Raw genomic sequence first — 26,563 nt, 5'->3', positions numbered from 1 at the left:
AAGCGTCCTTTTTTATGTCATCAAATTAAGCGGCATCTTTTAGATGAGAGGCATAATTTTTTTGTTTTTCAGTATCAAATTGGCCTTCCCATTTACTGATCACCAGTACCGCAAGCGCGTTACCAATCACATTCAGTACAGTACGTGCCATATCTAAAATACGGTCAATACCTGCAATGAATGCCAGACCTTCGAGAGGAATACCGACACTGCCGAGAGTCGCCAGTAAGACCACGAAAGAAACTCCAGGTACACCTGCAATCCCTTTAGAGGTAATCATCAAGGTCAGTACTAGAATCACTTGTTGGGTGATTGTCAGATCAATCCCGTAAAGCTGAGCAATAAAGATAGCCGCAATACTTTGATATAGGGTCGAACCATCGAGGTTAAATGAATAGCCAATTGGAATCACGAAACTGGTAATCGGTTTCGGAGCACCGTAAGCTTCCATTTTTTCCATAATACGGGGGAGGACGGTTTCAGAACTTGCAGTTGAATATGCGAGAATCAATTCATCTTTTAAGATCTTGATAATGGCCCAAACACTGAAGCCACAGAATTTAGCAACTGCACCTAATACAATGAAAATAAAGAAGAATATTGCGCCATAAACTAAAACTGCGAGTTTAAGCAGTGGCACAAGTGAGCTGAAGCCGAAATTCGCAACAGTTGCAGCAATCAAGCCGAATACACCAATAGGTGCAAACATCATGATCATGTGAGTAACTTTAAACATCGTTTCAGAAACAGCGGTCAACACTTTAATTAAAGGTTGTTTTACTTCCTGATCAAGCGCACCTAAACCTACACCAAACATCACAGAGAAAAAGATGATTGGGAGCATTTGACCACTCGTCAAAGCTGCAAAAAAGTTAGATGGAATAAGTGAAAGTATTGTTTGAATCAAACCATGAGAATGTTCACTGACTTCATGTGTTGTTTCTTGATACTTTGAAATATCGACTTGCGTCAATGCAGACATATCAATGCCGGCACCAGGTTGGAATACGTTGGCTGCAACTAAACCGACTAAAATAGCAACAGTGGTAATGATTTCAAAATAAATAATCGTTTTGAAACCTAGTTTACCTAAGTTACTACCGTGACTTGTATTGGCAATACCTAAAATAAGCATCGACACAACAAGCGGAATAACGATCATCTTAATGAGGTTAATAAAAATTGAGCCCAAAGGCGTCAAAAAGTTATTAACTAAAGCATCACGATATTCAGGAGAATAGTGTAGGAAAGCACCAACAAGTATACCTAGAATGAGAGCAATCACGATTTGCCAGGCAAGGCTCACCTTAATCTTTTTCATACATCAGCTCTTATGTCAGATTTGGGAGAAAAAAGCCCACAGTCATCCACGAACAAATGTTGCAGACAGACTGAATCCGCCATGACAAAAAGTTCTGAATAATTTGGGAGATAAATACGACAATATTTTGCAGTTTATATGAGAATACAGCCAACGATTTTGATCAAAACCAAACTGTTTGATCGATAAATTATCATTTTTAGTTGTATAAGCGATTTGATTGTTAAGTTTAATTTATAGAACGAATAAAATTGAGTTATTAATGAACACTTCACAAAATCTCTGATTTGCCTAGAAAGATCGAAAAACTAATTGTAAGCCTGTATTTTTCATTTTTATATAGAAGTTTGCTTTATACTTGTGAGGCAGATAAATCAGTGAAAATTCTATAAATCACACAGATTATCCGAACTAAATTTTAACTTTATATATTTTAATAATAACCAGAGGGCTTGTACGGTGTTGAAAAAATTAGTCGTCATCATTGCTTTAATCTTACCTATAACGGCTTGTGAAAAAATCGGCGATTTCTTGATTGCAAAATTCGAATCAAGCCTACCAAGTGAGACAAGCTCACAGCGTACAAAGTCAGAAAAATTATTCGCAGCACTACACCAACCCCATCAAGACAGCTTTTTGGTATTGGTTGAAGAAAATGTTCGTGATGCGATGCTAGCAGATCCAGAGCTGTTTTCACGTATGAAAAAGCTGATTCCTGCAGGTCAACCTAGTGCTGAAGCGGAAGTGATTCAGCGAATGGCAAATACTCGGCTGGGAGAAGGTAAGACCACAACAATTGTGTATAAATATGATTATCCGAAAAAAGAACTGTATATGAGTGTGGTATTTGCAGGTCATGATGGGGACGATAAAGTGAAAGGATTCTGGCTTGAAAACGCTGCAGAAAAAGAATCAGATGATTTGGTTACTGAGATCACCTCAGATGCAGATGATTTTAATACTCAAGTGGATGAAGCATCGACTGTGACGCCAACAGCATACAGTTAATAGGTGGCAGAAAGAATTAATATTTGAGACATGCTAAGAAGCAAAGCGTTCGAGTCTATGATGAATAGGTTTGAACGCATTTCGCTTGAGACCAGACATGTCTTACAGCACAAACAGTTTTATCTTTTGGCAAAATTTAAACGCCAGACAGCAAGACATAAAAAAATCAGTCCAATACTTGTGAGGTAAAGCAGTTTTGGGATGACGATTACTGTAGGCACACCCATCTGATTGAGTTGAAGGAACATTTGAATGCCTTGGGTCGAAGGTAATGCTTGAGCGAGTATTTGCATCCATTCAGGCATAGCTGCATGTGGCCATGCCGTTCCCGAAAGTAGAAATAGCGGAATAGAACTAAAAACGATGACATGTCCTGCACGTTCTGGCAGGTCAAGAAAGGTGGCTAGATAGAGCGTCATCGCAATAATACAACTGAGGAAGATGGGTACAGCAATGAACATGCCCCACAAATTTCCACCCCGTGGATAGTCATTCAGCCAAAAGGTAAAACCAAATAAATAGAAGCACCCCAAAGTTCCAATGGTCAAAATACACAAGAAAATGCCAGCTAATTGTGTATAGCTTGGACGCCATGTGGTGTTTTGTCGATAGGTCGCAATAAGCATGCACAGACCCAATAAAATCGTCTGATGAATAATTAAGGGAGCAACCGCTGGGAAAATATAGCTGCCATAGCCTGAAAGTGGATTAAATAATGGAATCTTATGGATAGATAAAGCTGGGCTAAAATCGGATATGTTCTGGAATTTTTCTGCATATTCGACGAGGGCATTTTCCATCGAACTGGCTAAACCTAAGCCAATTTTTTGTGTCTTTAGAAAGTTTGCAGCACTGAGATATAAACCAATTCCACCGGTTTCACCACGGCGAATGCTATTTGAAAGATTACTCGGCAACAGTAAAATCCCGTCAGCTTGCTGACTTCTGAGCATATTTTCAGCCTCAGCAAAATTACCAGTCACAGCTCGAATTTCTACATTGGGACTATTGGCTACAGCACCAATAATCGTATTGGTGAGTATGCTTTGTTCCTCATCCACCACAATGATAGGGAGCGATTCTGCATGTTCCGCTTGATAAGCAATGGGATAAAAAAAACTGTAAAGAAAAACAGAAAGCACTAAAGTGGTAAAAATCGAACTGTGCTTCACAATATCTTTAAAGGTTTGAATATAGTGTCTGAGCAAATTTGATAGAAATGATGCAATTACATTCATATGAGTTGCTCCTTTAGTACTTTACGTAAAAAGAAGCTGGCAAGAAGAAAATAGAACAGACAGTAAATGATCAGGGTGATAAGCGGTGTGATTGAAATGGAGATTGGGCTACCAATGACCCATTGTTCTGTTTGTAATTTGGCATAAGGCGTATAGGGAATAATATTGGCCCAGAATTTTGTAAACATCGGCGCGTTATTTAGCGGCAATGTCACCCCTGCAAAACTTAGAGATGAGCCACCATATACCGCAATAAAACCAAAGGACTTGGTGAGATCACGTGTCGCCAAAACTACAGTAGAGCTGATAAAGGCATAGGCAGTATAAAAAAACAATTGCCCGAGCAAAATGAGCAATAATGAACCCTGAACAAACCACCCTCGAAACACGATTAGCCACAACATCCACGCCCATGTCCAAGCGGTAAAAATGAAAACATAACTGAGATTTTTAGCGATTAAAGCTTTAAAGATAGAAGTCGGTTTCACCCATTGATTTACAGTGCCATATTTGATTTCTTGACCGACTGAAAATGCGACACAGCAACAAAGTAATAAATGCAGAATCGCAGGAATCATATAAGGCTCTAAATAGAACTCATAATTTAAACCCGGATTGTATAAGGGTGAAATTTTAACATTGGGCGTCGGTGCATCGAGGTAGGGAATGGTATTTTCTAAATACTGATGACCACTAAAATCGGCCATGGCTTGCAATGTACTTAGCAGCATGGCTGATGAAATACTATTGCCGACACTAAAATAGCTTTGGTTATAGGCAATGCTGATTTCTGCATCTTTTGCTTGAACCAGTCGTTGCTCTGCGCCAGCAGGAATATGAATATAGCCCCAAATGTGGGTTTGATTTATCAGCTTTTCAGCATCGTCCATACTAGGTGTAATGGTGGCTACTTTTAAAGTATGGTTGAGCTGCGCAAAATGAGTAATGTTACGGCTTAAACTGCTTTGATCTTGGTCTATGATCGCGATGGGTAAATGATCTGGTTTGCCTTGAGCAAACATATTAGTAAAGAGCAAAATCACTAGGGCAGGGGCAAGTGTGACCATACACAAGTCCCATTTATGCTGCATCAAATAGCGAAACTCACGCAGAATGCCCCTAAACATTATTTACGCTCTTCAATTTTAAACAAAACGCTCATACCCACTTTTAAGTCAGCAATCGGCTGAGCGGGTTTCAGTTGGACTTTAAAACTACGAATGTCATAGCCGCCTGTTTGTCGCGTGGTTTTAATCGTTGCAAATTCACCTTCGGCTTCGATGTGATCAATTTTAAAATCGGCAGATTTGTTCAGTGCCGGTATAAATCCTTGCATGGTCTTGAGTTGATACACTTGAGCATACTGGTCTTCACGGACATTTAAGCTAATCCATAAGCTATCATCTTGAATCAGGCTTACAACGGGCACACCCATCGCAATTAATTCTGAAACTTTGCCATAGGTTTTTGAAATGGTGCCATTAGAGGGTGCAAACAATTTGGTTTCCGCCTCAAGTGCATTGGCTTCAGCTAACGCGGCTTGCGCAATCTTGACTTGGGCATCTGCCGAGCTTTGTTGTTGCGGTGTACTGCCACGTTTTGCACGCGCATATTGTTGATAAGACGCTTCTGTCATTTGCGCAGCAGACACTGCGGCAGCTTGCATTTCATCACGGCGTTGTCGTGAAATGACACCTTCTTTATAGAGGTTTTGACCACGTTGGTAGGTGGTTTGCGCCAATTGTTGCTGTGCTTTTAGACTTTGCCAATTGGCATATAAACTATCAATATTTTCTTGTTGAGAGCCACGTTCAGCTGTGGATTGCAGTGCTTGCGCAGATTGAAGTGCAGCTAAAGCCTGTTGTTTCTTTGCATCGACTTCGGGGCTGGTTAAACGAACCAGTGCTTGACCTGCTTGTACTTTTTCACCGTCATGCACATATATTTCTTCAATACGACTAGGTACTTTGGTACTAATGTGGATGGTTTCAGCCTCAACTCGACCTTGTAATTCAACCTGTTTAGGCTGATAACTTTTCCATAAGCCAAATGCAATCAATGCCAAAAGCAGAACTAAGACAATGCCAATCACGAGCTTGATCAAAGCAGATTTATTGCGACTTTGCACTGAGCTTTTTTTCGTCTCTGCATCAGTATTGGTATTCACTTTCTTTGGAGTATCCTCAGCAGTATTTGCTGTAGACGAAACGTTTGAACTCGAGACATTGGATTGGGATGTTTCAGCATTCGCAGAGGCATCTTCTTGGTGATCAGTTGGTTCCTGATTCATATTGTTTCCCCTCGGCTAAACTTAGCGAATATAGTCGGTGTGTGATTGATTGATATAGCTTTGGAACTGGTCAATGCTCCCGTGACTTTGTAGCAGTGTTGCGAGTGACATCACGTATTTATAAGCATTAAGCGCCATTTCACTTTGTAGCCCGCTCAGTGCATTTTGTGCATCAATGACTTGTGTGGCCGTACCCATATCTTCTTTAAATGAAAGCTGTTGAATTCTTAAATTTTCTTGAGCAGCTTTTAGGTTTTGCTGCAACAACAGGTGACTTTGTTGAGCGCTGGTGACTTCATTAAATGAGCTATAAATCAGGCTTTCAATTTCTTGTTTGGTACGCTCAGTCATTAACTCAGATGCATAGCGTTGAAGTTCAGCAGCTTGTACGGATTTGTTTTTATCAATACCTGAAAATAAGTTGTAGCGAGCGGCAACACCAACGATCCAGTTTTGTTTATCGTCGAGACTATATTCGCCAAATGCAAAGACGTTGGGTTTTTTTGCTGCGCTTTGGGCTTTCACATTGGCACCAGCCAATTGACTGTCCAATTGCATTTTACGCACCAAACTAGACTGATCCTGATAACTTTTTAGTAAGGCGGTTATATTTTGATTGTGTTGCTGATTGATAAATAATGGCGTTGAAAGATCAGTAATTTGGCTGCTTTGCATTAAGTTGTTTAACTTAAATAAGCTAGAGCGGAGATTCGCTTCAGTATTTTGAAAAGTTCTGAGCGCATTATTCTTCGCCACTTCAAATTGCATACGCTGGCCTTTACTAATGAAACCCTGTTGTTCCATTTTGAGTGCATTGGCATAGTGTTGTTGCATCGCATTTAAATTGAAGCGGCTGCTTTCAACTAATTTTTTTTGCAATTGAGCATTGAAGTAGGCTTGGATTAATTCAAAACGTTGCACATCTTGTTGTTGTTCACTGCTTATCGCGCTGCGTTTGGCTTGGATATTGGCAATTTCCTTGGCGCTAGACGTTAACCCACCGGTATACAGCGGCATCATTACGGAAACGGTAGGGCGGATCACTTGATCATCTAAGACCACTTGGGAAGAATCTGGAATTAATCCGACACCATCACGGATTGGCTGTTGCAGACTGTCTTTTAATGGGTCTGCCAAATCACTCGGTAAGCTTTCATCAATTTTATTATTAATGCCATTACTCAGCGTTTGTTCTAAGTTATTTTTTAGGGCACCGAGAGGAATATCGAGTTCATTATGAAAGGCATAGGCACGGACGTTTAAATCCACACGAGGTAAACCAAGCCCTTTAATGGCCTGAGCTTGAAGTTCGGCAGATTGTTGTAGCGCTTGGTTGGCCTGAGTACTATACGAACTAGTGAGTAGACTTTGTTCTGCTTGGCTATAACTGATACTTTGCGCAAGTACGGTGGGGCTAAAAAAGCCACTGAAACAACCAAGGCCAAGCAGTAAACCTGAACGAAATGTATGTTTAATTTTTATAGAATAATCTGTTCGAGGTAAAGGCATAAAAACACACTCACAGCTAGGATGGGTTCATTATAGTCATTGTGATGAAGTTGGGTAAATTCACTAAGTTGTTGTATTGTTTCATATACATATGTAAATAAATTTTATCTTTGCAGCGCACATCATTTTTCGCACATCAAGACCTTAAATTAGCATCAATTCAAGGGATAAAAAATATCAGTAAATCTAATAATTTGAATTAAGAAGAATTAATTTTGATCTTTATTGAAATTTTGACTTTAAATGTCAGACAGCATTGGAATATTTTCAGCTTTAACTACTGCAAGCACGCGTCAGATATGGTTAAATGCCATCATTTTATTGTGTTTCACTTTGAAAGGAAAACTCATGCGCGCGTACAACTTCTGTGCTGGTCCTGCTGCATTACCCACTGCCGTTTTAGAAAAAGCTCAAGCTGAAATGCTTGACTGGCAAGGCAAAGGCCTTTCGATCATGGAAATGAGCCACCGTAGTAAAGACTATGTTGCTGTGGCAGAGAAAGCAGAAGCTGATCTTCGTAAGCTGATGAATATTCCAGACAACTATAAAGTGTTATTCCTTCAAGGTGGCGCATCACTTCAATTCTCTGCGATCCCATTAAACCTATTGGGTAAAAACAGCAAAGCAGACTATATTCACACTGGTATTTGGTCTGAAAAAGCGTTGAAAGAAGCACAGCGTTATGGCGACATTAATGTCGTTGAAGCGGGTACCACCATTGACGGTAAACTTGCGATTACTGATCAAAGCACTTGGAACTTATCTGATGATGCGGCTTATGTGCATTATGCAGATAATGAAACCATTGGCGGTCTTCAGTTTGCCAATATTCCTGAAACAGACAAACCATTGGTTGCCGATTTTTCATCGAGCATTTTATCTGCACCGTTAGATGTATCTAAGTTCGGTTTAATCTATGCAGGCGCTCAGAAAAATATAGGTCCTGCTGGTTTAACTTTGGTGATTATTCGTGATGATTTATTGGATCAAGCGAAAGCAGATATTCCAAGTATCTTGAAATATTCAGCTCAAGCGAAAAATGGTTCAATGGTGAATACACCATCAACTTATGCATGGTACTTATCTGGCCTCGTTTTTGAATGGTTACTTGAGCAGGGCGGTGTAGACGCAATTTATAAAGCGAATATGGCAAAAGCTGAATTGCTTTATGGTTATATCGATTCAAGCGATTTTTATGCAAATCCAATTGCAAAAGAATTCCGTTCAATCATGAATGTACCATTTACTTTGGCAAATCCAGAATTGGAAAAACAATTCTTAAAAGAAGCTGAAGAAAACCACTTGCTTAATTTAGCCGGTCACCGTTCAGTGGGTGGTATGCGTGCAAGTATTTATAATGCTGTTCCGCTAGAAGGCGTTCAAGCACTGGTTAACTTTATGGATGACTTTGCAAAACGCAACGCATAATCCTAAAGACATAAAAAAACCGGCAAATGCCGGTTTTTTTATTGAATAGATTAAAAAATAAAAGTATGTAAAACGTATGCACAAATCAGCATACCTAACATAAAAAATAAGCAGGACATTGGCTCGATTTGATATCGAGATTCCATGTGATGGTCAACTTGCGATAAGTTTTCTTCTTGCACGACTTTCATAGATATTCTTTCCGATCTATTTATCGTTAATTACTATTTCTTAAACGCATTTTTAACATAATTATTTGATTAAATAAAGTACTATCTGCCGTAAACTTACTAAACTATTTAGTTTATTTAAAAATAAGCAACTGAATTGATAAATTTAGTTTCATAAATTTCCTATCTTATTTATTTATATTAGATTTTTATATTTTATCCTTTGTATATGGATTTATTTAGCAGCATTATTTTGAATTTAATATTGTGGATAAGTTATTTTAATTTGAATTTAAAAATAGAATATATTGACTGGTTTATGGATAAGAAATATTCAATCATTTAAATATTCAGCGAATACTCATGATTAGCGAGAAATAAAAAAAACCGCACTGAGGCGGCTTTTTTTATGTGAAATTGGTTTTTTCAATTTAAATTAGGCTGATTTTGCGTAAATATTGGCTTGTATCCATAGGTTGCCACGAATATATTGCCCAACATTGAAATCTTTATGCGCCGGATTTCGTGTTGCAACACGAACAATCACCGCTTCTTGATTTTCTTCGTGGATTAAGGTCACATCATACAGCGTATAGTCTTGCTCTTTAAATTGCATGGCGGTTTTGCCAACTATATGCCCTTGGAACCATGCTTCATCTTCTTGTCCAAGATTTTCACCATATAGGTATGCAACCATTTTAGAAAAATCGACTGTGACTGGTGCTTTGTCATCTTCAGACTTCGGTTGCCACGCTTTAATCTGTTCGTGTAAGTCTGCAGGGGCAATACCATTATTTGCTGCCAAGATATCGTTTAAAGCACGATGATGTTTAATCGACGCAGGATCATCGACGACCAATTGTTCATGTTCTGCGACAGCTTCGAGTTCATAGGCCCAAGCATTGAGTTGCACACTGTAGCTTGCATCTTTTTCATATTGGTCGTGATTGACGCTATATAAACTATCAAAAGCATACACACTGGTATTTGCGCCTAAGTCGAGGCAAAGCACAGCTTGTGTATTGGATTTACAGGTAATAATACGTTCAATGGTGGCTTTGGTTTTATATGGGCTATCAAAACTTGGAAATGCAGTTTTAACGGCTTTAGGTTTATTATTTTCTACCGCAATCACTTGGCACAGTTGAATCGACGCTTTTGATGGACCTTGAATCAGCCAGGTACTTTGATCCATATCAGATTCTTGTGCACATAAGCCCATCGGCATAATGGGTGCATCCAATGCCTGACCCAGCCAAACTGGTACATCCGTTGTCGGGTTGCCGGTGAGCAAATTCCAATGTTCAACATGACTACCAAAAGTTTGATCTTCAATAGTGATAATTTCAGGGCTATTTTGTTTTTTCATATGCACAATTGATATTGGGTTGGTTTCATAATTAATAAATCGAGGGTTATTTGAAATTTTCAAGTCACCGACGTCATATTTATCATGAAATCATGCATAAAAAATGTTTTCAGTAGGATTTAAATGTAAAAGCATTGGAAAATAAGCCCAAGTTGGAGTCATTTTGCAGCTTTTCGATTCTCATGATTAGAGAAATGTAGATCCATTCAGCGGATGCAGATCCCCAAAATGTCATGTAGATTTGTTACTATGAGTCATGTTTAAAAGTGAATGGAAAATCAGTGCTGCCATTTAAATTATGGGTGGATGCAGATGCGTTACCACGCATTTTACGTGATGTGATTATTCGGGCTTCTGATCGTTACCAGTTAGAAGTCACTTTTGTCGCCAATCAAAATGTTGGGATAACGCCGTCGGTGCGAATTAACTCGATTCAAGTCATGAGTGGGGCAGATGCAGCGGATAAAGAAATTATTCAGCGCATGAAAGAGCACGACATCGTGATGACACAGGATATTCCACTTGCTGCTGAAGTGATTGAGCGGGGCGGTATAGCGATACATCCTCGGGGTGAGATTTATACCACAGCAAATGTCAAAGCACGTCTACACTTACGCGACTTTATGGATACTTTACGGGGCGCAGGTGTGCAAACCGGTGGTCCAGCACCGATTTCCGAACGAGATAAGCGTGAATTTTCCAGCAGCTTAGATCAAACTATTCAAAAGCAAAAACGTAAAACGGCGCAGAAGTAAAAACCATGCCATCTAAAACAAATCTAGCGACGACCTATGCGTTGTTGGTGTTCATTTGGTCGACCACGCCACTTGCCATCGTTTGGAGTGTCAGTGATATCAATGCGTTTTGGGCACTGACATTACGCTTTTTTATCGCATTACCCTTGGCTGTCGCATTATTGTTTATTTTTAAACATAAACTTCCGATGGATAAAACCTCGCTGCACAGTTATTTGGCGGGGGCATTTAGTTTTATTGGTTCTCAGATTTTTACCTATATGGCAACGGCCTATCTCAGCTCAGGCATTATTGCCCTGATGTTTGGTTTGGCACCAATTATGACGGGTCTGATCGGTCGTTTCTTCTTTCATACCTATCTGCATCGCTTGCAATGGATGGGGATGTTGATTGCCGTCTGTGGTTTAGCCATTATTTGCTTAGGCGGCAGTGATCAGCACGTACAGCCTGTTGGCATCGTCTTAATGTTAATGAGCGTATTCGTCTACTGTATGTCGATTTTTTGGGTGAAAAAAGTCAATGCGCCATTGCAGCCCATGTCTCAAGCCACGGGTTCGATTCTTATCTCAGCACTATTTTCTGCTGCAATGCTACCGTTTATTTGGCAATATGCACCGACACAGATGCCTTCGACCAAAGCACTCATTGGCTTATTTTATGCAGTGATTATGGCTTCATTGATTGCAATGTTTTGTTATTTCAAACTGGTACAAAACATCAAGGCGACAACTTTGTCTTTAACAACGGTACTCACACCCATGCTTGCTATGCTCTTTGGTGCTTTACTGAATGATGAAAAATTATCATTGATGGTTTTACTTGGTGCTGTGATTCTATTATCAGGCTTGTTTGTTTATTTTTATAAAGATTTTCGGGCGAACAGAGAGCTCGCCCACAAATTAAAACATTGATTAAAAATCACTCTTTGTTTTGGGTCAGTGCGATACACTCTGCAAGTTTGACGCGGTCTTGAGGGAGCAGTGTGATAAAATAGGCACCCGTACGGTATAAGTTGCTTTCTTCTTCACGGCTATAAACCACTTGCGCAGTTGCCGCAATATGGAAGAAATTTTCAGGGTGGCTTAAGGTCACATGGATATAAGTACCTTCTTTAATCGCGCGTTCGCTAAAAAAGCTCAGACCGGTCTCGGAAAAATTCACATGCTCAGGCACTGGTAACATGCTTTGTACAATTGCGTCGTATAAAGAACCCGTAATAAGGTTTAACTTTTGGTTAAATAAGGATAAGATTCGAGCAATTTGTTGATCTTTCTCAGCTAATTGTTCTAATTCGTAGTTGAGTGCATGATCAAATTGATCTAATTCAGCAAGTAGTAGAAAATAGCGCGGCAATACAAAATTAGGATCGTAAGGATCATTCAGTGCAACATCATCAGAGATAATCTGATAGTTGATGCGCAAAGCAGCATCGATACGCGACATTACACGGCGTTCAGTTTGAACGCTTTGATGCTGTAAGTTTTCCATAATATATATTACCTCGGACTAGATGGTTATGTTTAAACCAATCTCGCTGTATATAGGGTTGAGATACACTCGCGCTCGGCGCAGTAACCACTTTATTTCTTTTATTGCTCTGGTATCCATGATCGGCCTCACGCTTGGTGTGGCAGTCCTTATTACAGTTTTATCTGTGATGAATGGTTTCGATCGTGAGCTGAAAACTCGTGTCTTAGGAATGATACCTCAAGCCACTGTTTCTTCAACACAAATTTTAACAAATTGGCCTGAACTTGCAAAAAAAATTGAGCAGCATGAGCATGTTCAAGGGGTCGCACCATTCACCCAATTACAGGGAATGTTGACGGCACAAGGTCAAGTGTCTGGCATTATGGTCAGTGGGATTGAACCGCAGTATGAAAAAAAGGTATCAATTATCCAAGACCATATGGTGGAAGGCAGTATCGATAACCTGAAAAAAGGTGAGTTTGGTATTGTCCTTGGCAAGCAAATGACAGATGCCTTGGGCTTAGGTTTAAATGACAGTGTGACCTTGGTGCTTCCCGAAGCAACTCCTTCGCCGGCTGGGGTCGTTCCGCGTTTTAAACGATTTAAAATTGTGGGTATTTTCAGTATTGGTGCAGAGGTTGATTCGATGATGGGCTATGTAGCCCTGAACGATGCGTCGACTTTATTAAGACTGCCAGACGGTGCACAAGGCATCCGTATGAAGTTGGATGATATTTTTGCAGCGCCACAAGTGTCTCAAGAAATTGTGCGTGATCTACCTGCAAACTTCTATGCTTCAGATTGGACTTATACACACGGCAACCTGTTCAGTGCGATTCAAATGGAAAAGGCAATGGTAAGTTTATTGCTGTTCCTGATCGTATTGGTTGCAGCATTTAATATCGTGTCTTCATTGGTGATGGTGGTTACTGATAAAAAATCCGATATTGCCATTTTGCGTACTCTAGGCGCTTCACCGGCTACAATCACGCGGATCTTCATGGTGCAAGGTACAGTTATTGGGGTGATTGGTACGGTGTCTGGGGCGATTTTAGGGATTATCGCTGCATCGAGTATTAGTAATTTAGTCGGTTGGTTGAATACAACATTGGGCTTAAATATGTTTGATGCTTACTTCATCAACTATTTACCGTCTTATTTAAGATGGCAAGATGTTGTGGTGATTGTATCTTTATCATTGGGTCTTAGCTTTATCGCGACTATTTATCCGGCATTACGTGCAGCTAAAGTTCAACCTGCAGAGGCTCTACGCTATGAGTAATTTAGTTTTAGATGCCCAAAACATTACCAAATCTTTTACCGATGGGAAGTCTACAGTCGATGTGATTCGTGGACTTTCATTACAAGTCAAAGCAGGTGAGTTTGTTTCGATTGTGGGGTCAAGTGGTTCTGGTAAAAGTACGTTGTTGCATGTATTGGGTGGCTTAGATCGTCCAACATCGGGTCAAGTGATGATTAATGGTCAACGCTTTGACACTTTAGGTGAAGCAGAGCGTGGTTATATCCGTAATGAGCATTTAGGTTTTGTATACCAATTCCATCACTTGCTGCCTGAATTTACCGCCTTTGAAAATGTGGCAATGCCATTGATGTTACGTAAGTCGAGTAACTTCAAAGAAGTGAAGCAGCAAGCTGAATATCTTTTGGAACGCGTTGGACTTTCCCACCGCATGACGCATAAACCGGGTGAGCTTTCAGGCGGTGAACGTCAACGTGTGGCTTTGGCTCGTGCATTGGTAGCAAAACCTAAGTTGATGATGGCTGATGAGCCAACAGGGAACTTAGACCGCAAAACCGCGGTGAAGATTTTTGAGTTGCTGTCTGAGTTACGTAAAGAATTTAACATGGCAATGCTAATTGTGACCCATGATGAATATTTAGCTCAATCTGCTGATGCGATTTTGCATATGCAAGATGGTTTATGGGTAGATGACTAAGCGCTAAATTGATTTTGTAAAAAATTAGTGGATTAAGATTGTTTGATTGAAGCTCACCTCGGTGGGCTTTATTATTGCCAGCACATAATAAAAATAATGACGACTCATGTTACAAAGTTTTTGTATTGGCTGGATTTTAGGTATTTCTTTTATGGGTTTCATGTTTTGGAATCCACAACTCTCGACAGCTCAGTTGCTTTTTATTGTCCTGATTTGGCTAGTGCTACAGCTCTACATTTCACCAAAACTAAAAAGTATCTTTTCGAAAATCTTACAGCTCAGTACAAATCTTTGCATAGGTGCAATTCTCGGCTTTAGTTTCGCCAATACTCAACTCGATCAGCGTTTGGCATTGGTTGAACATCAGAGCAGACAAGGCGAGTTTATTGCGTATATTCCACAGATCAGCCAACTCAAAGACCAAGCAATTCAGCAAAAAATTGAAGTGCTAAATATGAATCAGCAGATTCAATATTTTATGGCGTATTTACCCAATTCAATTTTGCAAAATAATGAACAGACGATTCAGTTGGTCCCTGGACAATACTATCGTATGTATGGTGAGTTAAGACCTACCCAAAGCTATGTGACCGAAGGTGCATTTGACCAAGAAAGGTGGAGTATACAGCAAAATATACATGCCAGTTTAAAGGTGAAGTCGGTGGAATTAATACCACCTCAACATATGACTGCGATGGGTTATGGCCAGCAATATCAACGACATCAAGGTGTGTTACATCAGTTCAAAATAAAAGTCGAAAAGCAGCGTTTATATTTAAGAGCGTTTATATATCAACAACCGCTGCGGAATCATGGCTTGTTGTTAGCACTGCTTACAGGCGATAAAAGTTTACTCACTGAAGGCACCAGTGAATTATTTCAACGCTTTGGAATGAGTCATTTATTGGCGATATCTGGTCCACATGTACTTGTTTTTGCCAGTATGCTTTGTTGGGCGATGCAGTTAGGTATTCGCAAATATTGTCCCAAAATCTATCTCAAATGGCCCAAACAATATGTATTGGTCCTGCCCTTTATCTTTTGTGTCCTTCTATATTGTGCATTTACTGGTTTTGAAATACCGGCACTGAGAACGCTGACGATCTGCCTAGTCGCCAGTAGCATACTTTTGTTACGGCAAACCATTCAGCCTTTTCAACTGCTGGTTTTTAGTGCCGCAATTTTATTGCTTGTGGATCCCTTTAGTATTTTATCCGCGGCATTTTGGTTGTCTTATGGCGCATGCTTTATTTTACTGCGGATTTATCAAACCTTAAGGAAGCATTTACTGGCTCAAGCGGAAGCCAGTTTTTGGCAAAAGTTAAAACATTCAATGTGGTTGATGGTGGAATCACAATGGAAAATCTTTGTTGCCTTATTTCCATTGATGGTGATTTTTTTCAAGCAAGTGACTTGGATTAGCCCACTAAGTAATTTATTCGCCATCCCGTGGTTAGGGGCTGTGGTGGTTCCTTTAGATATCATCGGAGGGGCACTTTCTTATATTTCTACACCTTTGGCGCATTTGGTTTTTTTATTCAATGATCTGTGTTTGGAAATATTGCATGTGTTTCTCTATGGCTTAGATCGACTCTTTACACCAAAAATGCAAGATGTCGCATTGACGTCAACTCAAATCATACTGTTGATACTCGTTATAGTAATCTTATTTTTACCTGAAGGTATCTTGCCAAAATATTGGGCGGTCATTGCCTTTTTTGCTCTGTTTATCCCATGGAGAAATTCAGCAAATTTTCAGCTTTCAATTTTAGATGTGGGGCAAGGGCAGGCGATTTATATCCGATCTGTAGATCATCATATGATGGTGGACTTCGGTGGAAACTATGATGAAAATAAATTTAGTGTTGGGCAAAATATCATCCGGCCATTTTTGAGTGTGCAAGGTGTCCATCGACTAGATCGGGTGTTATTGACTCATTTAGATCAAGACCATAGTGGTGGCTTTTTCTCATTGGAGCAACAGCTTGATATTGGACAGCTTTCAAGTAATGAGCGGGTACAAACCATAAACCAAGCTCCACAGCACTTATGTCAGCGTGGTCAGCAGTGGAATTGGGATCAGCAAGTCTATTTTGAAATACTCTCGCCAAAGCCTGAAGATCTGACAGATGCTCATTGGAATGCCAATGAACGCTCTTGTGTACTGTATGTGACGGTCAAAGGCGTCAATGGGCCACGACGTTTTCTATTGATGGGGGATGCGGGTTGGGAGACTGAATATCAAATATTACGTGATTATTCAGACTTAAAAGTCGATGTCTTGGTACTTGGACATCATGGTAGTCAGCACAGTTCATCCTATGCATTTTTAAACCATTTTAAGCCCAAGTTGGCGATTGCTTCTGCGGGACGCTTTAATCGTTATGGGCATCCAGCAAAGATGACCCAAACACGACTCAAACATTTAGACATTCCACTCTTGCAAACTGCACAGAGTGGAAGTATTCATTTCAAGCAGAATAAACAGCAAATCGAGTTGATCGAAGAGCGAACAAAGTATAAATGGCTCGATCTATATCGCAGGCTATCAAAAGAAGCCGAATAAAGAAACTCGCTCAAGGGCAAGGCGTGAAGATGTTATTCAGCCACTGTCATTGTTTGCTGCTGTTGATATTCCTCACGAATATCGTGGATTCGTTGAGCCGCCTCTTCGTCACTAATATTGTATAGATTTCTCAATTTTGGATTGGCTTTAAAGCGTTTATAGCTCCAGTGATAATGCTCTGGATAACGATGAATTAAATCTTCCACTGCTTTAAAGATAACTATTGAGCCATCATCTGCATTGCCTTGATAGATATTCTCATCCATAGGTTCGATATGCATATCAAAACCATGATTATCGTTACGAATGGCATACAGTAAGAGCGCACGTGCTTTGGTTTTTTGAATTAATTTTGCACTTAAGTTGCTGGTTTTTAGTGGAATACCAAAGTATGGAATCATTTCGCCGCCGGCATTTGGCGTATGGTCTGGCAAAATCACAGTCGTCCCACCTTGTTTTAAGGCTTTGAAAATCTGACGTACACCTGATTCATCCGTAGGAACCAATATTGCTTGCTCACGGCTTCGAGCAGCACGGACAAAATTGTTGGCAGATTCGCTTTTTACCGGCTTGTACATGATGGTCATTTGAGTGTACTGCGCAACCCATGCATTCATTATTTCCCAAGTACCAAAATGTGGTACTACGAGTACAACGCCTTTTTTTAGGGCGAGCGCTTCATGTAAATATTCAGCGCCATGTACGTGATGAATCCGTTGAATATTTTTTTCTGTACTTGCACCCCAAATATTAAAAAATTCAAAATAAGAACAAAGTTCGTTTCGAATCGCTTGTTTAGTGAGTTGAATGCGAGCTGACTCTGATAATTCAGGCAATGCAATTTTAAGATTGCGTTGAATCGTAGAGTAGGTTTTAGAGATTTTTAAAACATTGACTAACCCAGCCAAACCTTTTGCAATTAATCTTGAAATTTGAATAGGTTGACGGCTGATAAATTTTAACAGGTGATATGTGGTGTCCTGTGAATTTTGGTCGGTCATCTTATTTAAGTCTGAAAGAAATGAAAGAAAATTTAAAATAATTATAGGGGAAAATGAATTGATTAGACAGTTATAGCGATTAGCGTGTATATAATGACTACAAATTAACGATCAAATGGGTTTTTTTATGTCCGAATGGCCACCAAAACCTGAAGAAAAACAGCAAAGTTCTTCAAACAATATTCAGCAGCCAACTGGAAATGAATGGAAAATATTAGAAAAAGCCGTGCTTTCTTCCGTTGAAGAACAACGTAGAGCACGTAGATGGGGTATATTTTTTAAATTTTTAACCTTTGCTTATTTGTTATTTATTATCATTGCGATGGCAAAAAGTTGCAGCATGTCGTCATCTGATCCAGCAGCAACAGCGGGTTCACATATTGCTGTGGTTGATATCATTGGGACCATTGCAGCGGACAAGCAAAGTGTAAACAGCGCAAATACCATCAAAGCTTTGAAAAAAGCTTATGAAAATAAACAAAGCAAAGCGGTTGTTCTAAATATTAATTCACCGGGTGGTTCACCTGTTCAGTCTGATGAAATTTGGCAAGAAATTCAGTACTTGAAAAAAGCCCATACCGATAAAAAACTGTATGCCATAATTGGTGATACAGGCGCTTCAGGTGCGTATTATATTGCGTCTGCGGCAGATGAAATTATTGTCAATCCTTCAAGTTTAGTGGGTTCGATTGGCGTGATCATGCCGAATTATGGTGTTAGTGGTTTAATGCAAAAACTAGGTGTTGAAGACCGAACCATGACATCAGGTGAAAATAAAGCCATTCTTTCAATGACACAACCTGTTGATCCTGCACAAAAAGCACATGTACAAGCTGTGCTTGATAATGTCCACACGCATTTTATTAATGCAGTAAAAGAAGGTCGTGGTAAGAAATTAAAATCAAATGATCCTGCGATTTTCTCAGGTTTATTTTGGACAGGTGAGCAGGCAGTTAAATTGGGTATTGCAGACCGTACAGGTAGTTTGAACACATTAAAACGTGAACTCAAAACAGAAAAAGCTGTGAACTATACAATTGAATACAGTCCATTTGACTCTGTTTTAGGTCGTATGGGAAGTTCAATTGGTCAAGGTTTTGCAACGTCAATTTCTCAGCAAGTCCAATCTGAAAATACCACGAAGTTACAATGAAGCCATTAATTCACTTTGCGCACGCCAATGGCGTGCCATCACGGGTTTATCAAAAATTGTTTGATTTACTGAGTGATGAATATGATGTGATCTATGTGCCGTTACTTGGGCCAGATAAGCGTTACCCAATCGATAACCATTGGAAAAGCTTAACACAGCAAGTCATTGACAGTATTGTACGTCAGGCCAATGGTCGTAAGGTGATTGGATTAGGTCATTCATTAGGTTCGGTTTTAACATTTCAGGCTGCTTTACAACGCCCAGAATTGTTTGAACAAGTGTTAATGATTGATCCGCCTATCATCATGGGTAAAGAGTCTTTTGCTTTGCACATCGCAAAACTCCTCAAACTCAAGGTCGTCGATAAAATGTCCCCAGCAGGTTTGTCGAAGCGTCGTCGTGATCATTGGAACAGCCGTGAACAAGCAGCAGAGCTTTTAAGGCCGAAAGGTTTTTATAAAGATTTCGATCCAGACTGTTATCAAGCTTATATTGATCATGCCTTGATGGACGATAAACTGCGTGGTGGGGTGGAATTGACGATTTCACGTGATGATGAGGTTCATATTTTTCGAACTAATCCTTCACTGTGGTGGTTACCTCATGCTCAACCGCAAGTCCCTGTACAGCAGTTAATTGCAGAGCAGGGACCATTTTTAGCTCGGCACTTTCCACAAATGGTAGAGAAAAAATTTGGGATTCCATTTAAAGTTGCTGCGGGGAGTCATATGTTCCCATTGGAACATCCTGTGGAAACTGTTGAATTGATCAAAGATTTACTTAAATTGCCTAAGCGTCATCATTAAACCTTAAAAACCACAACACATAAAAAAAGCACTCTATAGAGTGCTTTTTTTATGAATGAAACATTCTACTTTTGAGATTTATTTCGCATTTTCAAATTGTAAAACAACTTTGTTATTGGCATCTAAAAATTTCAAATGATCTTTAGAGGCATCATAATGAGTAACTTGGCTCAATGCCTGCGAAAAATGTTGAGGAATATTTGTCGCAGTCAAACACGCTCTTTGTGTTGTAGCAAGGTTTGAAAATTGGATTTTTGTGTTTTGCACAGCGTAACCGCCCATGAATCGATTACAACCATCAGAACCACTTACACGAGTATCGTCGAAAGTGATGGTGGGTACGTTCGAATTGTTAGGGTCAGCTTCGAGCTTAACGCCTTGAATTTCACTCGCAACCCAATTTTTGTTTTGTAATTTATCTAAATTACGATCAGTAGCCGGATTTGATGTCGTAGCACAACCAATCATACCCAGTGTTATACATGCACAAGTCGCCAGTGTGATGGATTTTAACATGTGATTTTCTCCACTTTTTTTTGAAGGATGTAATATTTCTAGATTTATAAGGTTTACTAATTGCAATATAAGCTTATTATTTTAATGATGCTAAAAGCTTTAATTTAACTAAAAACTACATATTGATCATAAAGTTGAACATTCTGCAAAAATGGATTTTAGATTTTAGATTTTAGATTTTAGATTTTAGATTTTAGATTTTAGATTTTAGTAATAAATAGAGTTTTATTTGGCACTGAAAAACAAAACGCACCCTAAGATGCGTTGATTGTTAAATTATACAGTTGCTTAGAACTTACAGAATTGAACAGGTTGTTGCAAAGGCTCGCCACGATATAAAACACCGTTTTCAGTGTGTTGAATGGTGCCATTACAAATCCATTCTGCCACTTGAGGGTAAATCACATGCTCAAGCACGTGAACCCGATCTGCCAGACTTTCAGCATGATCATGCACATTGACTTTAAGTACGCCTTGAGCAAGCGCTTGACCAGCATCCAGCTCTGCAGTCACATAGTGAACTGTACAGCCATGGAAGACATCACCGGTATTTAAAACACGTTGATGAGTATGCATTCCTTTATAATTTGGCAGCAGAGAAGGGTGGATGTTAATCATTTTTCCTTCCCATGCTTTGACAAATTTTGCGCTTAAAATGCGCATAAAGCCTGCTAAAATGACCAAATCAACATCCCAGTCGAGCAGTTGTTGATGCATCACATCATCAAAAGCTTCACGACTTGGATATTGCTTATGTTCAATGACTGCAGTTGCAATATTTGCTTTTCTTGCACGTTGCAGTGCAAAAGCGTCAGGTCTATTGGAAATCACCCCAATGATTTGACCTGATAGATTGGCATCGATCAGGGCTTGCAGGTTAGATCCGCTGCCTGAAACAAGTACAGCAATTTTAATCATGAACGTTGCTTATGCGAAAACTACACGGATTTTTTCGTCAGCGCCTTCAACAGATTCAGCATTATCTGCAATGTGACCCATTGTGAATGCTTTTTCGCCAAGGCTATTGAGTAATTCAACAGTTTTGTCAGCATCGGCTGCATCAACCACGAGAACCATACCTACGCCACAGTTAAATGTGCGGTACATTTCAAATTGTTCAACACCACCTTCTTTTTGAAGTAGTTTGAATAATTCTGGCCATTCCCAAGATGCTTCATTGACTACCGCTTGAGCACCATTTGGCAGTACGCGAGGTAAGTTACCCGGTAAACCGCCGCCTGTGATGTGCGCCATAGCGTGTACATCCACTTCTTTCAATAACTGAAGAATTGGTTTTACATAAATACGTGTTGGTTCCATTGCTGTATCTGCAAGTGGACGACCATCAACGATTTGAGTAAGGTCAACGTTTTTCACATCTAAAATTTTACGAAGAAGTGAGTAACCGTTTGAGTGTGCGCCAGAAGATGCAACACCAACTAAAACGTCACCCGCTTTAACTTTAGAGCCATCAATAATTTTACTTTGCTCAACTACACCTACGCAGAAACCTGCAAGGTCATAGTCTTCGCCTTCATACATACCTGGCATTTCAGCAGTTTCACCGCCAACCAATGCACAGCCTGCAAGTTCACAACCCGCACCGATACCAGTCACAACATTTGCTGCAACGTCAACGTTAAGGTGGCCAGTTGCATAGTAGTCAAGGAAGAACAGTGGTTCAGCACCACATACAAGAAGATCGTTTACGCACATTGCAACCAAGTCTTGACCAATTGTGTCATGACGGTTCAAATTCAATGCTAAACGCAATTTTGTACCAACACCATCTGTGCCAGATACGAGAACAGGTTCTTCATAACCTTTAGGAATTTTACAAAGAGCGCCGAAGCCGCCTAGGCCGCCCATTACTTCAGGACGTGCAGTACGTTTCGCGACAGATTTGATACGATCGACTAACGCGTCGCCCGCTTCAATGTCGACACCTGCATCTTTGTAGCTTAAACCAGTGTTTGGGGTAGAAGTTGAGTTGCTCATAATGAAGTCTCCGCATTCGCGCGGGGATTATAACCTGAATATGCAAAACTCTTATGCTATTTCGCACTAAAATGTTATCTTTATTAAAATATTTTCCTTTCTATAACGATTACATTGAAAAAAGGTGACTTTATATGGGTGATCGCACCTTGCGCCGAATATTTATTCTTGCTGGGATAGCATTGATCATATGGGTTTTATACTTATTAAAGCCTGTAGTTGTTCCTTTTATCGGCGCATTTCTAATTGCATATTTATTTAGCCCTTTAGTCGATAAATTACATAATATTGGCTTGCCGCGCTGGTTATCTATCAGTTTGGTCTTTATTGGAATTGGTGTCGCTATATTCTTTGCAATGTGGTTCCTCGTACCACTGGTATGGGAACAGTTGATGTATGCGAAAAACAATATTCCAAGCAATATTCATTGGGTCAACTATACATTCCTGCCGTGGTTATCAGAGACATTTAATCTTGTACCGATGGAAATTGATACAGAGCAAATGTCAGCAGCGATCATGGAGTATATTCAAACCAACTATAGTGCAGACAGTATCCAAGCCATGTTGTTAAAAGTGGCACAATCGGGTCTGAATTTCATACAGATTGGTGGCACGATTGTCTTAATTCCAATCATAGCTTTCTATTTCTTATTAGATTGGGAGCGTATGTTAGAAAACATGCGTCGACTTATTCCACGTAAATATGAAAAAAGCACGCTCACAATCGTGGGCGAATGTCATGAAGTTTTAGGTGCATTTGTAAAAGGCCAATTCTTGGTAATGTTCTTATTGGGCGTTGTTTATGCGGTTGGACTCCAATTAGTCGGTATTGAAGTTGGCATCATCATTGGGATGATTGCGGGTCTAGCCAGTATTATTCCGTATTTGGGTTTTGCGGTAGGTATTATTTCGGCAATTGTGGCTTGCCTGTTCCAATTCGGTTTGGATTGGGTGCATTTGGCCTTAGTACTGGTGGTATTCATGGTAGGGCAGGCAATAGAAGGTTATATTTTACAGCCTTTCTTATTAGGCGACAAAATTGGTTTGTCTCCTGTGGCAGTGGTATTTGCAGTCCTTGCAGGCGCGCAATTGGCAGGACTCCTCGGAATGCTCATTGCACTACCCGTTGCAGCGATTATTGTGGTCTTATTACGTCATGCACGCGAAAATTACGAGAAAAGTAATTTATACCGAAATGATGTACTTGTCGTAAATGATGCTGCAAGTGGCACTTTAAACGTAGAAACCAATCAAGTTGCTGTCGATATTGAGCTCAAAAATCAGTCTGCAAATTCGCTGCAAGATCCTGAAATTTCGAGTAACATTGAAAGATCAGAACATAAAGATTGATAAGGCCAAAATATAGATATGCGTCAATTGCAGCTAGATATAGAACCACAACTCGATGCCCGAATTAGTGATTTTTCTGGGCCGAGTTGGGGGCATGTAATCGATGGTGTTCGTCAGTTACATGCTGGTTTAATGAATCGTTTCTATATCTATGGTGGAGCTGGCACAGGAAAAAGCCATTTACTGTCTGCAATATGTGACTCCTATTTAGAAATTGGTAAATCAGCAATTCAAGTTTCATTGCTTGAATTGCTCGATGCTCCCACTGAAGCGATTACTTCGCTCGATCGCTATGACTTGGTGGCTTTAGACGATATTGAAGCGATTAGCGGAGTTCCACATTGGCAAAAAGCTGTTTTTCACCTGATTAATTATAATAACGAAGAAGGTGGTCAATTGGTCTTTTCATCTCGGCTGGCGCCCATTGAACTCAAACTTGAACTGCCAGATTTACAGTCTCGATTAACTCAGGCTGTCAGTGTAAAAGTACCAAATGGTAGTTTATACGCAGACCGACAAGCACTCGTAAACTCTGTTTTGGCGCGACGTGGCATCCATATGGATCAACAAATTGTAGATTATTTGTTGGCACATGGCCCGCATCAGGCATCCATTTTACTTAGATCTTTAGAACAACTGATTCAGATGTTAAAAGGTGAAAAAGTCAAATTGAGTCATGCCAATTTAAGACAAATTTTTGCCCTAATTGATGAATATCGGTAAGCAATAAAAATTCTTGAGTAATTACTCAAGCTGTGACAAAGTACATAAAAATATTTTAATGTTGCAAGGATTGTGCAACTTAAGAATAAAAAGATAAAAAATATTTAAGGAGATGGATATGCTCAAACAGAGCATAGGTATTGGCATGCTTCTCATGGCAGGTCATGCATTTAGCGCAGAAATTACCGTTACAACTACTGAAGATGTTGTAAAGGATGACAAGGAATGTTCACTTCGTGAAGCCATAGAATATATCAATAATGGTATGCCAGAAGCCGGATATAATGGTTGCGGGGGTAAAGACGCCTATGCCTCAATTTCTCTGAAGAAAAATGAAGTTTATAAACTCACTAAAAAAATTGATATTAAAGCGGAATTGAACCTGAAAACGGTGTATGACAGTAACGTCAATGAAGATGTCGTACTCGGTCTCAATAATGCCGTCATTGAAATGACCGGTAAGGATCAAATTTTTAATATTAATGACGGCGAAAAAGAACTAATTGCGATCAATTTTAAAGAAATTTCATTTAAAGGATGTAAGCAAGATCAGTGCGCTGATAAAGGCGGCATCATTTTTAATAATGAAAAACTCACACTTGAAAATGTAAAGTTTGAAGATGGCTATGCACGACTTGGTGGTGCAATCTACAATGTTGGATTTTCAGAAGATGGCGCAGCTGTAGCAAGCCGTCTATATATACGAACCACGATTTTTCAAAGCAACAAAGCGGTAGATGGTGGTGCAATTTACTCAGAAGCACCGGCTTATGAAATCTATACATCTTTATTTAAAAATAATGAAAGCACTTCTGGTCGAGCGATTGTTTACAATCAAAATGGGCTCGCAGACATCAGCAAGTTGGTGTTCAGTAACCCTCAAAATATCATTGCCAATAGTACCTTTTTCAAAAACAAAGGTTTTGCTGTCAACTTACGTGATGGTTTAGCACTCAATAATATTACAGTACTGAAGAACAGTGGTGGCATTGAACTAAATAGTACCTCTGAGCATGCTTATTTAGCCAATAGTGTGGTGATTGGTAATGCGCTCAGTGGCACCGCTCAAGATTGTAAAGTTGTGAACTCAGGAACAGACAAATCTGTTTTTTATAACAACTTAGTGGCTGCAAGTTGTCCTGTTGGGCCTGTTGCAAATTTAAATGATGTGTGGTATGGGACAAGTTTAATCGCTGGTGAAGATGAAGGTAGCTGTAAAACCTTAACAGAAGATCGTAATGCACTTTTCTGTCCATTTACCACAGCAAATAACGCATTTATTGGTTATTTACGTCCTCGTATTTTATTAGATTACGAAACGATTTTCTCAAGCCCGATATTAAATAAGGGGAAGACCACAGCAGATGGCAATGAGCATCATGTGTATTGTGAGTCTTCTGATCAGCGTGGAAAAAATCGTAATTTGGATGATGTTTGGTGTGATCGTGGGGCTATCGAAATTGTGGTTCCTGTGAGCATGCCTCGCTTAGGTAAAGACATACGTACAGGTGAAGTGGCGAAGTTTAATATCTTAGATGCTTTAGGTGACAGTGATTTAATTCCAAAAGAAGAATGTACAAAAGTGATGGGTATGGCAAATCCAACAGGTGAGCCATGGCAAGATGGTTGTCCAATAGTTGTACAAAGCACCAAATCAAAAGGTAAATTTACACTGAATTTGAATGGTGATTTTGAATACACGCCAAATGGAAATTGGCATGGCGCAGATATTTTTGAATTGCGTGTGGTGACGTCTTCAACCCGTTTTAATACTTCGGCAAAAAATTATTTAGCTGCAGAAGTGCGTATTTTCCAAGAACCAACCAATGAAATGGAAAGTAAAACCGTTAAAACATCAGGTGGTGCTCTAGGCTGGGCGAGTATTTTTGCGCTGCTTGGCTTAGTTGGATTTCGTCGCTTTAAAAAATAGTC

General features: G+C 39.7%; 23 protein-coding genes. 12 read left to right on the top strand and 11 right to left on the bottom strand.

Features of this window, described 5'->3' with window-relative positions; all coding sequences use genetic code 11:
* Nucleotides 1-25: 25 nt before the first annotated feature.
* Entirely contained in the window at nt 26-1,321 is a 1,296-nt protein-coding gene (gene gltP, locus FTU22_RS07190) for a glutamate/aspartate:proton symporter GltP (protein ID WP_111883928.1), read from the bottom strand.
* A 459-nt stretch (nt 1,322-1,780) separates the two neighbouring features.
* Here gltP and FTU22_RS07185 point away from each other — a divergent pair, with 459 nt between their 5' ends.
* Nucleotides 1,781-2,329, top strand: a complete 549-nt coding sequence (locus FTU22_RS07185; protein WP_180093700.1) for a hypothetical protein — start codon at nt 1,781-1,783, stop codon at nt 2,327-2,329.
* 119 nt (nt 2,330-2,448) lie between these two features.
* Here the strand turns inward: FTU22_RS07185 and FTU22_RS07180 are convergent, their stop codons facing one another.
* The 4 genes from FTU22_RS07180 to FTU22_RS07165 are packed head-to-tail and all read right to left on the bottom strand — an operon-like array spanning nt 2,449 to nt 7,366.
* Complete coding sequence (locus FTU22_RS07180; RefSeq protein ID WP_180093698.1) at nt 2,449-3,567, bottom strand: ABC transporter permease; 1,119 nt, start codon at nt 3,565-3,567, stop codon at nt 2,449-2,451.
* Nucleotides 3,564-4,694, bottom strand: coding sequence for an ABC transporter permease (locus FTU22_RS07175; RefSeq protein WP_180093696.1), 1,131 nt, complete (start codon nt 4,692-4,694; stop codon nt 3,564-3,566). Before FTU22_RS07175 ends, FTU22_RS07180 begins: the two co-directional genes overlap by 4 nt.
* A complete protein-coding gene (locus FTU22_RS07170; RefSeq protein ID WP_180093694.1) occupies nt 4,694-5,857 on the bottom strand; it encodes an HlyD family secretion protein in 1,164 nt (387 codons plus the stop codon). Before FTU22_RS07170 ends, FTU22_RS07175 begins: the two co-directional genes overlap by 1 nt.
* Before the next feature lie 21 nt (nt 5,858-5,878).
* Nucleotides 5,879-7,366, bottom strand: a complete 1,488-nt coding sequence (locus tag FTU22_RS07165; protein WP_180008317.1) for a TolC family protein — start codon at nt 7,364-7,366, stop codon at nt 5,879-5,881.
* A gap of 348 nt (nt 7,367-7,714) precedes the next feature.
* On the opposite strand from FTU22_RS07165, the gene serC reads away from it, so the two are divergent.
* Complete coding sequence (gene serC, locus FTU22_RS07160) at nt 7,715-8,794, top strand: 3-phosphoserine/phosphohydroxythreonine transaminase (RefSeq protein ID WP_078192058.1); 1,080 nt, start codon at nt 7,715-7,717, stop codon at nt 8,792-8,794.
* A gap of 606 nt (nt 8,795-9,400) precedes the next feature.
* Here the strand turns inward: serC and FTU22_RS07155 are convergent.
* Nucleotides 9,401-10,333: a hypothetical protein gene (locus FTU22_RS07155; protein ID WP_180093692.1), complete on the bottom strand. Its 933-nt coding sequence runs from the start codon at nt 10,331-10,333 to the stop codon at nt 9,401-9,403.
* Nucleotides 10,334-10,599: 266 nt separating this feature from the next.
* Between FTU22_RS07155 and FTU22_RS07150 the strand changes: the two genes are divergently transcribed.
* A complete protein-coding gene (locus FTU22_RS07150; protein ID WP_372491130.1) occupies nt 10,600-11,088 on the top strand; it encodes a YaiI/YqxD family protein in 489 nt (162 codons plus the stop codon).
* A 5-nt stretch (nt 11,089-11,093) separates the two neighbouring features.
* Nucleotides 11,094-11,999, top strand: coding sequence for a DMT family transporter (locus FTU22_RS07145; protein ID WP_111883935.1), 906 nt, complete (start codon nt 11,094-11,096; stop codon nt 11,997-11,999).
* A gap of 7 nt (nt 12,000-12,006) precedes the next feature.
* Here FTU22_RS07145 and FTU22_RS07140 read toward each other — a convergent pair whose 3' ends face one another.
* Entirely contained in the window at nt 12,007-12,576 is a 570-nt protein-coding gene (locus FTU22_RS07140) for a PilZ domain-containing protein (RefSeq protein ID WP_078192054.1), read from the bottom strand.
* A gap of 28 nt (nt 12,577-12,604) precedes the next feature.
* Between FTU22_RS07140 and FTU22_RS07135 the strand changes: the two genes are divergently transcribed.
* The 3 genes from FTU22_RS07135 to FTU22_RS07125 all read left to right on the top strand — a co-directional run bounded on the left by FTU22_RS07135 (nt 12,605) and on the right by FTU22_RS07125 (nt 17,082).
* Nucleotides 12,605-13,840 carry a lipoprotein-releasing ABC transporter permease subunit gene (locus tag FTU22_RS07135; RefSeq protein ID WP_078190389.1) on the top strand — a complete coding sequence of 412 codons (1,236 nt, stop codon included), beginning with the start codon at nt 12,605-12,607 and terminating at the stop codon, nt 13,838-13,840.
* Nucleotides 13,833-14,516 (top strand): lipoprotein-releasing ABC transporter ATP-binding protein LolD, encoded by a 684-nt coding sequence (gene lolD, locus FTU22_RS07130; protein ID WP_180093690.1) that lies wholly within the window; start codon nt 13,833-13,835, stop codon nt 14,514-14,516. Before FTU22_RS07135 ends, lolD begins: the two co-directional genes overlap by 8 nt.
* Before the next feature lie 106 nt (nt 14,517-14,622).
* A complete protein-coding gene (locus FTU22_RS07125; protein WP_180093688.1) occupies nt 14,623-17,082 on the top strand; it encodes a DNA internalization-related competence protein ComEC/Rec2 in 2,460 nt (819 codons plus the stop codon).
* A gap of 32 nt (nt 17,083-17,114) precedes the next feature.
* Here FTU22_RS07125 and FTU22_RS07120 read toward each other — a convergent pair whose 3' ends face one another.
* Nucleotides 17,115-18,083 (bottom strand): lysophospholipid acyltransferase family protein, encoded by a 969-nt coding sequence (locus FTU22_RS07120; RefSeq protein WP_180093687.1) that lies wholly within the window; start codon nt 18,081-18,083, stop codon nt 17,115-17,117.
* A 127-nt stretch (nt 18,084-18,210) separates the two neighbouring features.
* Here FTU22_RS07120 and sppA point away from each other — a divergent pair, with 127 nt between their 5' ends.
* Together sppA and FTU22_RS07110 are read left to right on the top strand one after the other, a co-directional pair.
* Complete coding sequence (gene sppA / locus FTU22_RS07115; protein ID WP_180093685.1) at nt 18,211-19,236, top strand: signal peptide peptidase SppA; 1,026 nt, start codon at nt 18,211-18,213, stop codon at nt 19,234-19,236.
* Complete coding sequence (locus tag FTU22_RS07110; protein WP_180093683.1) at nt 19,233-20,042, top strand: alpha/beta fold hydrolase; 810 nt, start codon at nt 19,233-19,235, stop codon at nt 20,040-20,042. The genes sppA and FTU22_RS07110 overlap by 4 nt, the downstream gene beginning before the upstream one ends.
* A gap of 78 nt (nt 20,043-20,120) precedes the next feature.
* On the opposite strand, the gene FTU22_RS07105 is transcribed toward FTU22_RS07110, so the two are convergent.
* The 3 genes from FTU22_RS07105 to purM all read right to left on the bottom strand — a co-directional run bounded on the left by FTU22_RS07105 (nt 20,121) and on the right by purM (nt 22,556).
* Nucleotides 20,121-20,558: an META domain-containing protein gene (locus tag FTU22_RS07105; RefSeq protein ID WP_078192049.1), complete on the bottom strand. Its 438-nt coding sequence runs from the start codon at nt 20,556-20,558 to the stop codon at nt 20,121-20,123.
* Between the two features lie 288 nt (nt 20,559-20,846).
* Nucleotides 20,847-21,476 (bottom strand): phosphoribosylglycinamide formyltransferase, encoded by a 630-nt coding sequence (gene purN, locus FTU22_RS07100; RefSeq protein WP_180059245.1) that lies wholly within the window; start codon nt 21,474-21,476, stop codon nt 20,847-20,849.
* Nucleotides 21,477-21,485: 9 nt separating this feature from the next.
* Entirely contained in the window at nt 21,486-22,556 is a 1,071-nt protein-coding gene (gene purM, locus FTU22_RS07095; protein ID WP_078190382.1) for a phosphoribosylformylglycinamidine cyclo-ligase, read from the bottom strand.
* A 134-nt stretch (nt 22,557-22,690) separates the two neighbouring features.
* Between purM and cxpE the strand changes: the two genes are divergently transcribed.
* From cxpE to rbtA, 3 genes are all read left to right on the top strand, one after another.
* On the top strand, nt 22,691-23,908 hold the full coding sequence (gene cxpE, locus FTU22_RS07090) for a chloramphenicol efflux transporter CxpE (protein WP_078192047.1): 1,218 nt from the start codon (nt 22,691-22,693) through the stop codon (nt 23,906-23,908).
* A gap of 18 nt (nt 23,909-23,926) precedes the next feature.
* Entirely contained in the window at nt 23,927-24,631 is a 705-nt protein-coding gene (gene hda, locus FTU22_RS07085; RefSeq protein ID WP_078190380.1) for a DnaA regulatory inactivator Hda, read from the top strand.
* Nucleotides 24,632-24,749: 118 nt separating this feature from the next.
* Nucleotides 24,750-26,561 carry a rhombotarget A gene (gene rbtA / locus FTU22_RS07080; RefSeq protein WP_180093681.1) on the top strand — a complete coding sequence of 604 codons (1,812 nt, stop codon included), beginning with the start codon at nt 24,750-24,752 and terminating at the stop codon, nt 26,559-26,561.
* Nucleotides 26,562-26,563 lie beyond the last annotated feature (2 nt).

It is taken from the genome of Acinetobacter sp. YH12076, assembly GCF_013419525.1.
In the GTDB taxonomy this organism is placed as follows: domain Bacteria; phylum Pseudomonadota; class Gammaproteobacteria; order Pseudomonadales; family Moraxellaceae; genus Acinetobacter; species Acinetobacter amyesii.
This window is presented reverse-complemented; position numbering and strand designations above follow the sequence as displayed.

Coding starts and splice junctions, on each gene's coding strand:
- gltP (WP_111883928.1), bottom strand. CDS start 1,321: ATGAAAAAGATTAAGGTGAGCCTTGCCTGGCAAATCGTGATTGCTCTC.
- FTU22_RS07180 (WP_180093698.1), bottom strand. CDS start 3,567: ATGAATGTAATTGCATCATTTCTATCAAATTTGCTCAGACACTATATT.
- FTU22_RS07175 (WP_180093696.1), bottom strand. CDS start 4,694: ATGTTTAGGGGCATTCTGCGTGAGTTTCGCTATTTGATGCAGCATAAA.
- FTU22_RS07170 (WP_180093694.1), bottom strand. CDS start 5,857: ATGAATCAGGAACCAACTGATCACCAAGAAGATGCCTCTGCGAATGCT.
- FTU22_RS07165 (WP_180008317.1), bottom strand. CDS start 7,366: ATGCCTTTACCTCGAACAGATTATTCTATAAAAATTAAACATACATTT.
- serC (WP_078192058.1), top strand. CDS start 7,715: ATGCGCGCGTACAACTTCTGTGCTGGTCCTGCTGCATTACCCACTGCC.
- FTU22_RS07155 (WP_180093692.1), bottom strand. CDS start 10,333: ATGAAAAAACAAAATAGCCCTGAAATTATCACTATTGAAGATCAAACT.
- FTU22_RS07145 (WP_111883935.1), top strand. CDS start 11,094: ATGCCATCTAAAACAAATCTAGCGACGACCTATGCGTTGTTGGTGTTC.
- FTU22_RS07140 (WP_078192054.1), bottom strand. CDS start 12,576: ATGGAAAACTTACAGCATCAAAGCGTTCAAACTGAACGCCGTGTAATG.
- FTU22_RS07135 (WP_078190389.1), top strand. CDS start 12,605: ATGTTTAAACCAATCTCGCTGTATATAGGGTTGAGATACACTCGCGCT.
- lolD (WP_180093690.1), top strand. CDS start 13,833: ATGAGTAATTTAGTTTTAGATGCCCAAAACATTACCAAATCTTTTACC.
- FTU22_RS07125 (WP_180093688.1), top strand. CDS start 14,623: ATGTTACAAAGTTTTTGTATTGGCTGGATTTTAGGTATTTCTTTTATG.
- FTU22_RS07120 (WP_180093687.1), bottom strand. CDS start 18,083: ATGACCGACCAAAATTCACAGGACACCACATATCACCTGTTAAAATTT.
- sppA (WP_180093685.1), top strand. CDS start 18,211: ATGTCCGAATGGCCACCAAAACCTGAAGAAAAACAGCAAAGTTCTTCA.
- FTU22_RS07110 (WP_180093683.1), top strand. CDS start 19,233: ATGAAGCCATTAATTCACTTTGCGCACGCCAATGGCGTGCCATCACGG.
- FTU22_RS07105 (WP_078192049.1), bottom strand. CDS start 20,558: ATGTTAAAATCCATCACACTGGCGACTTGTGCATGTATAACACTGGGT.
- purN (WP_180059245.1), bottom strand. CDS start 21,476: ATGATTAAAATTGCTGTACTTGTTTCAGGCAGCGGATCTAACCTGCAA.
- purM (WP_078190382.1), bottom strand. CDS start 22,556: ATGAGCAACTCAACTTCTACCCCAAACACTGGTTTAAGCTACAAAGAT.
- cxpE (WP_078192047.1), top strand. CDS start 22,691: ATGGGTGATCGCACCTTGCGCCGAATATTTATTCTTGCTGGGATAGCA.
- hda (WP_078190380.1), top strand. CDS start 23,927: ATGCGTCAATTGCAGCTAGATATAGAACCACAACTCGATGCCCGAATT.
- rbtA (WP_180093681.1), top strand. CDS start 24,750: ATGCTCAAACAGAGCATAGGTATTGGCATGCTTCTCATGGCAGGTCAT.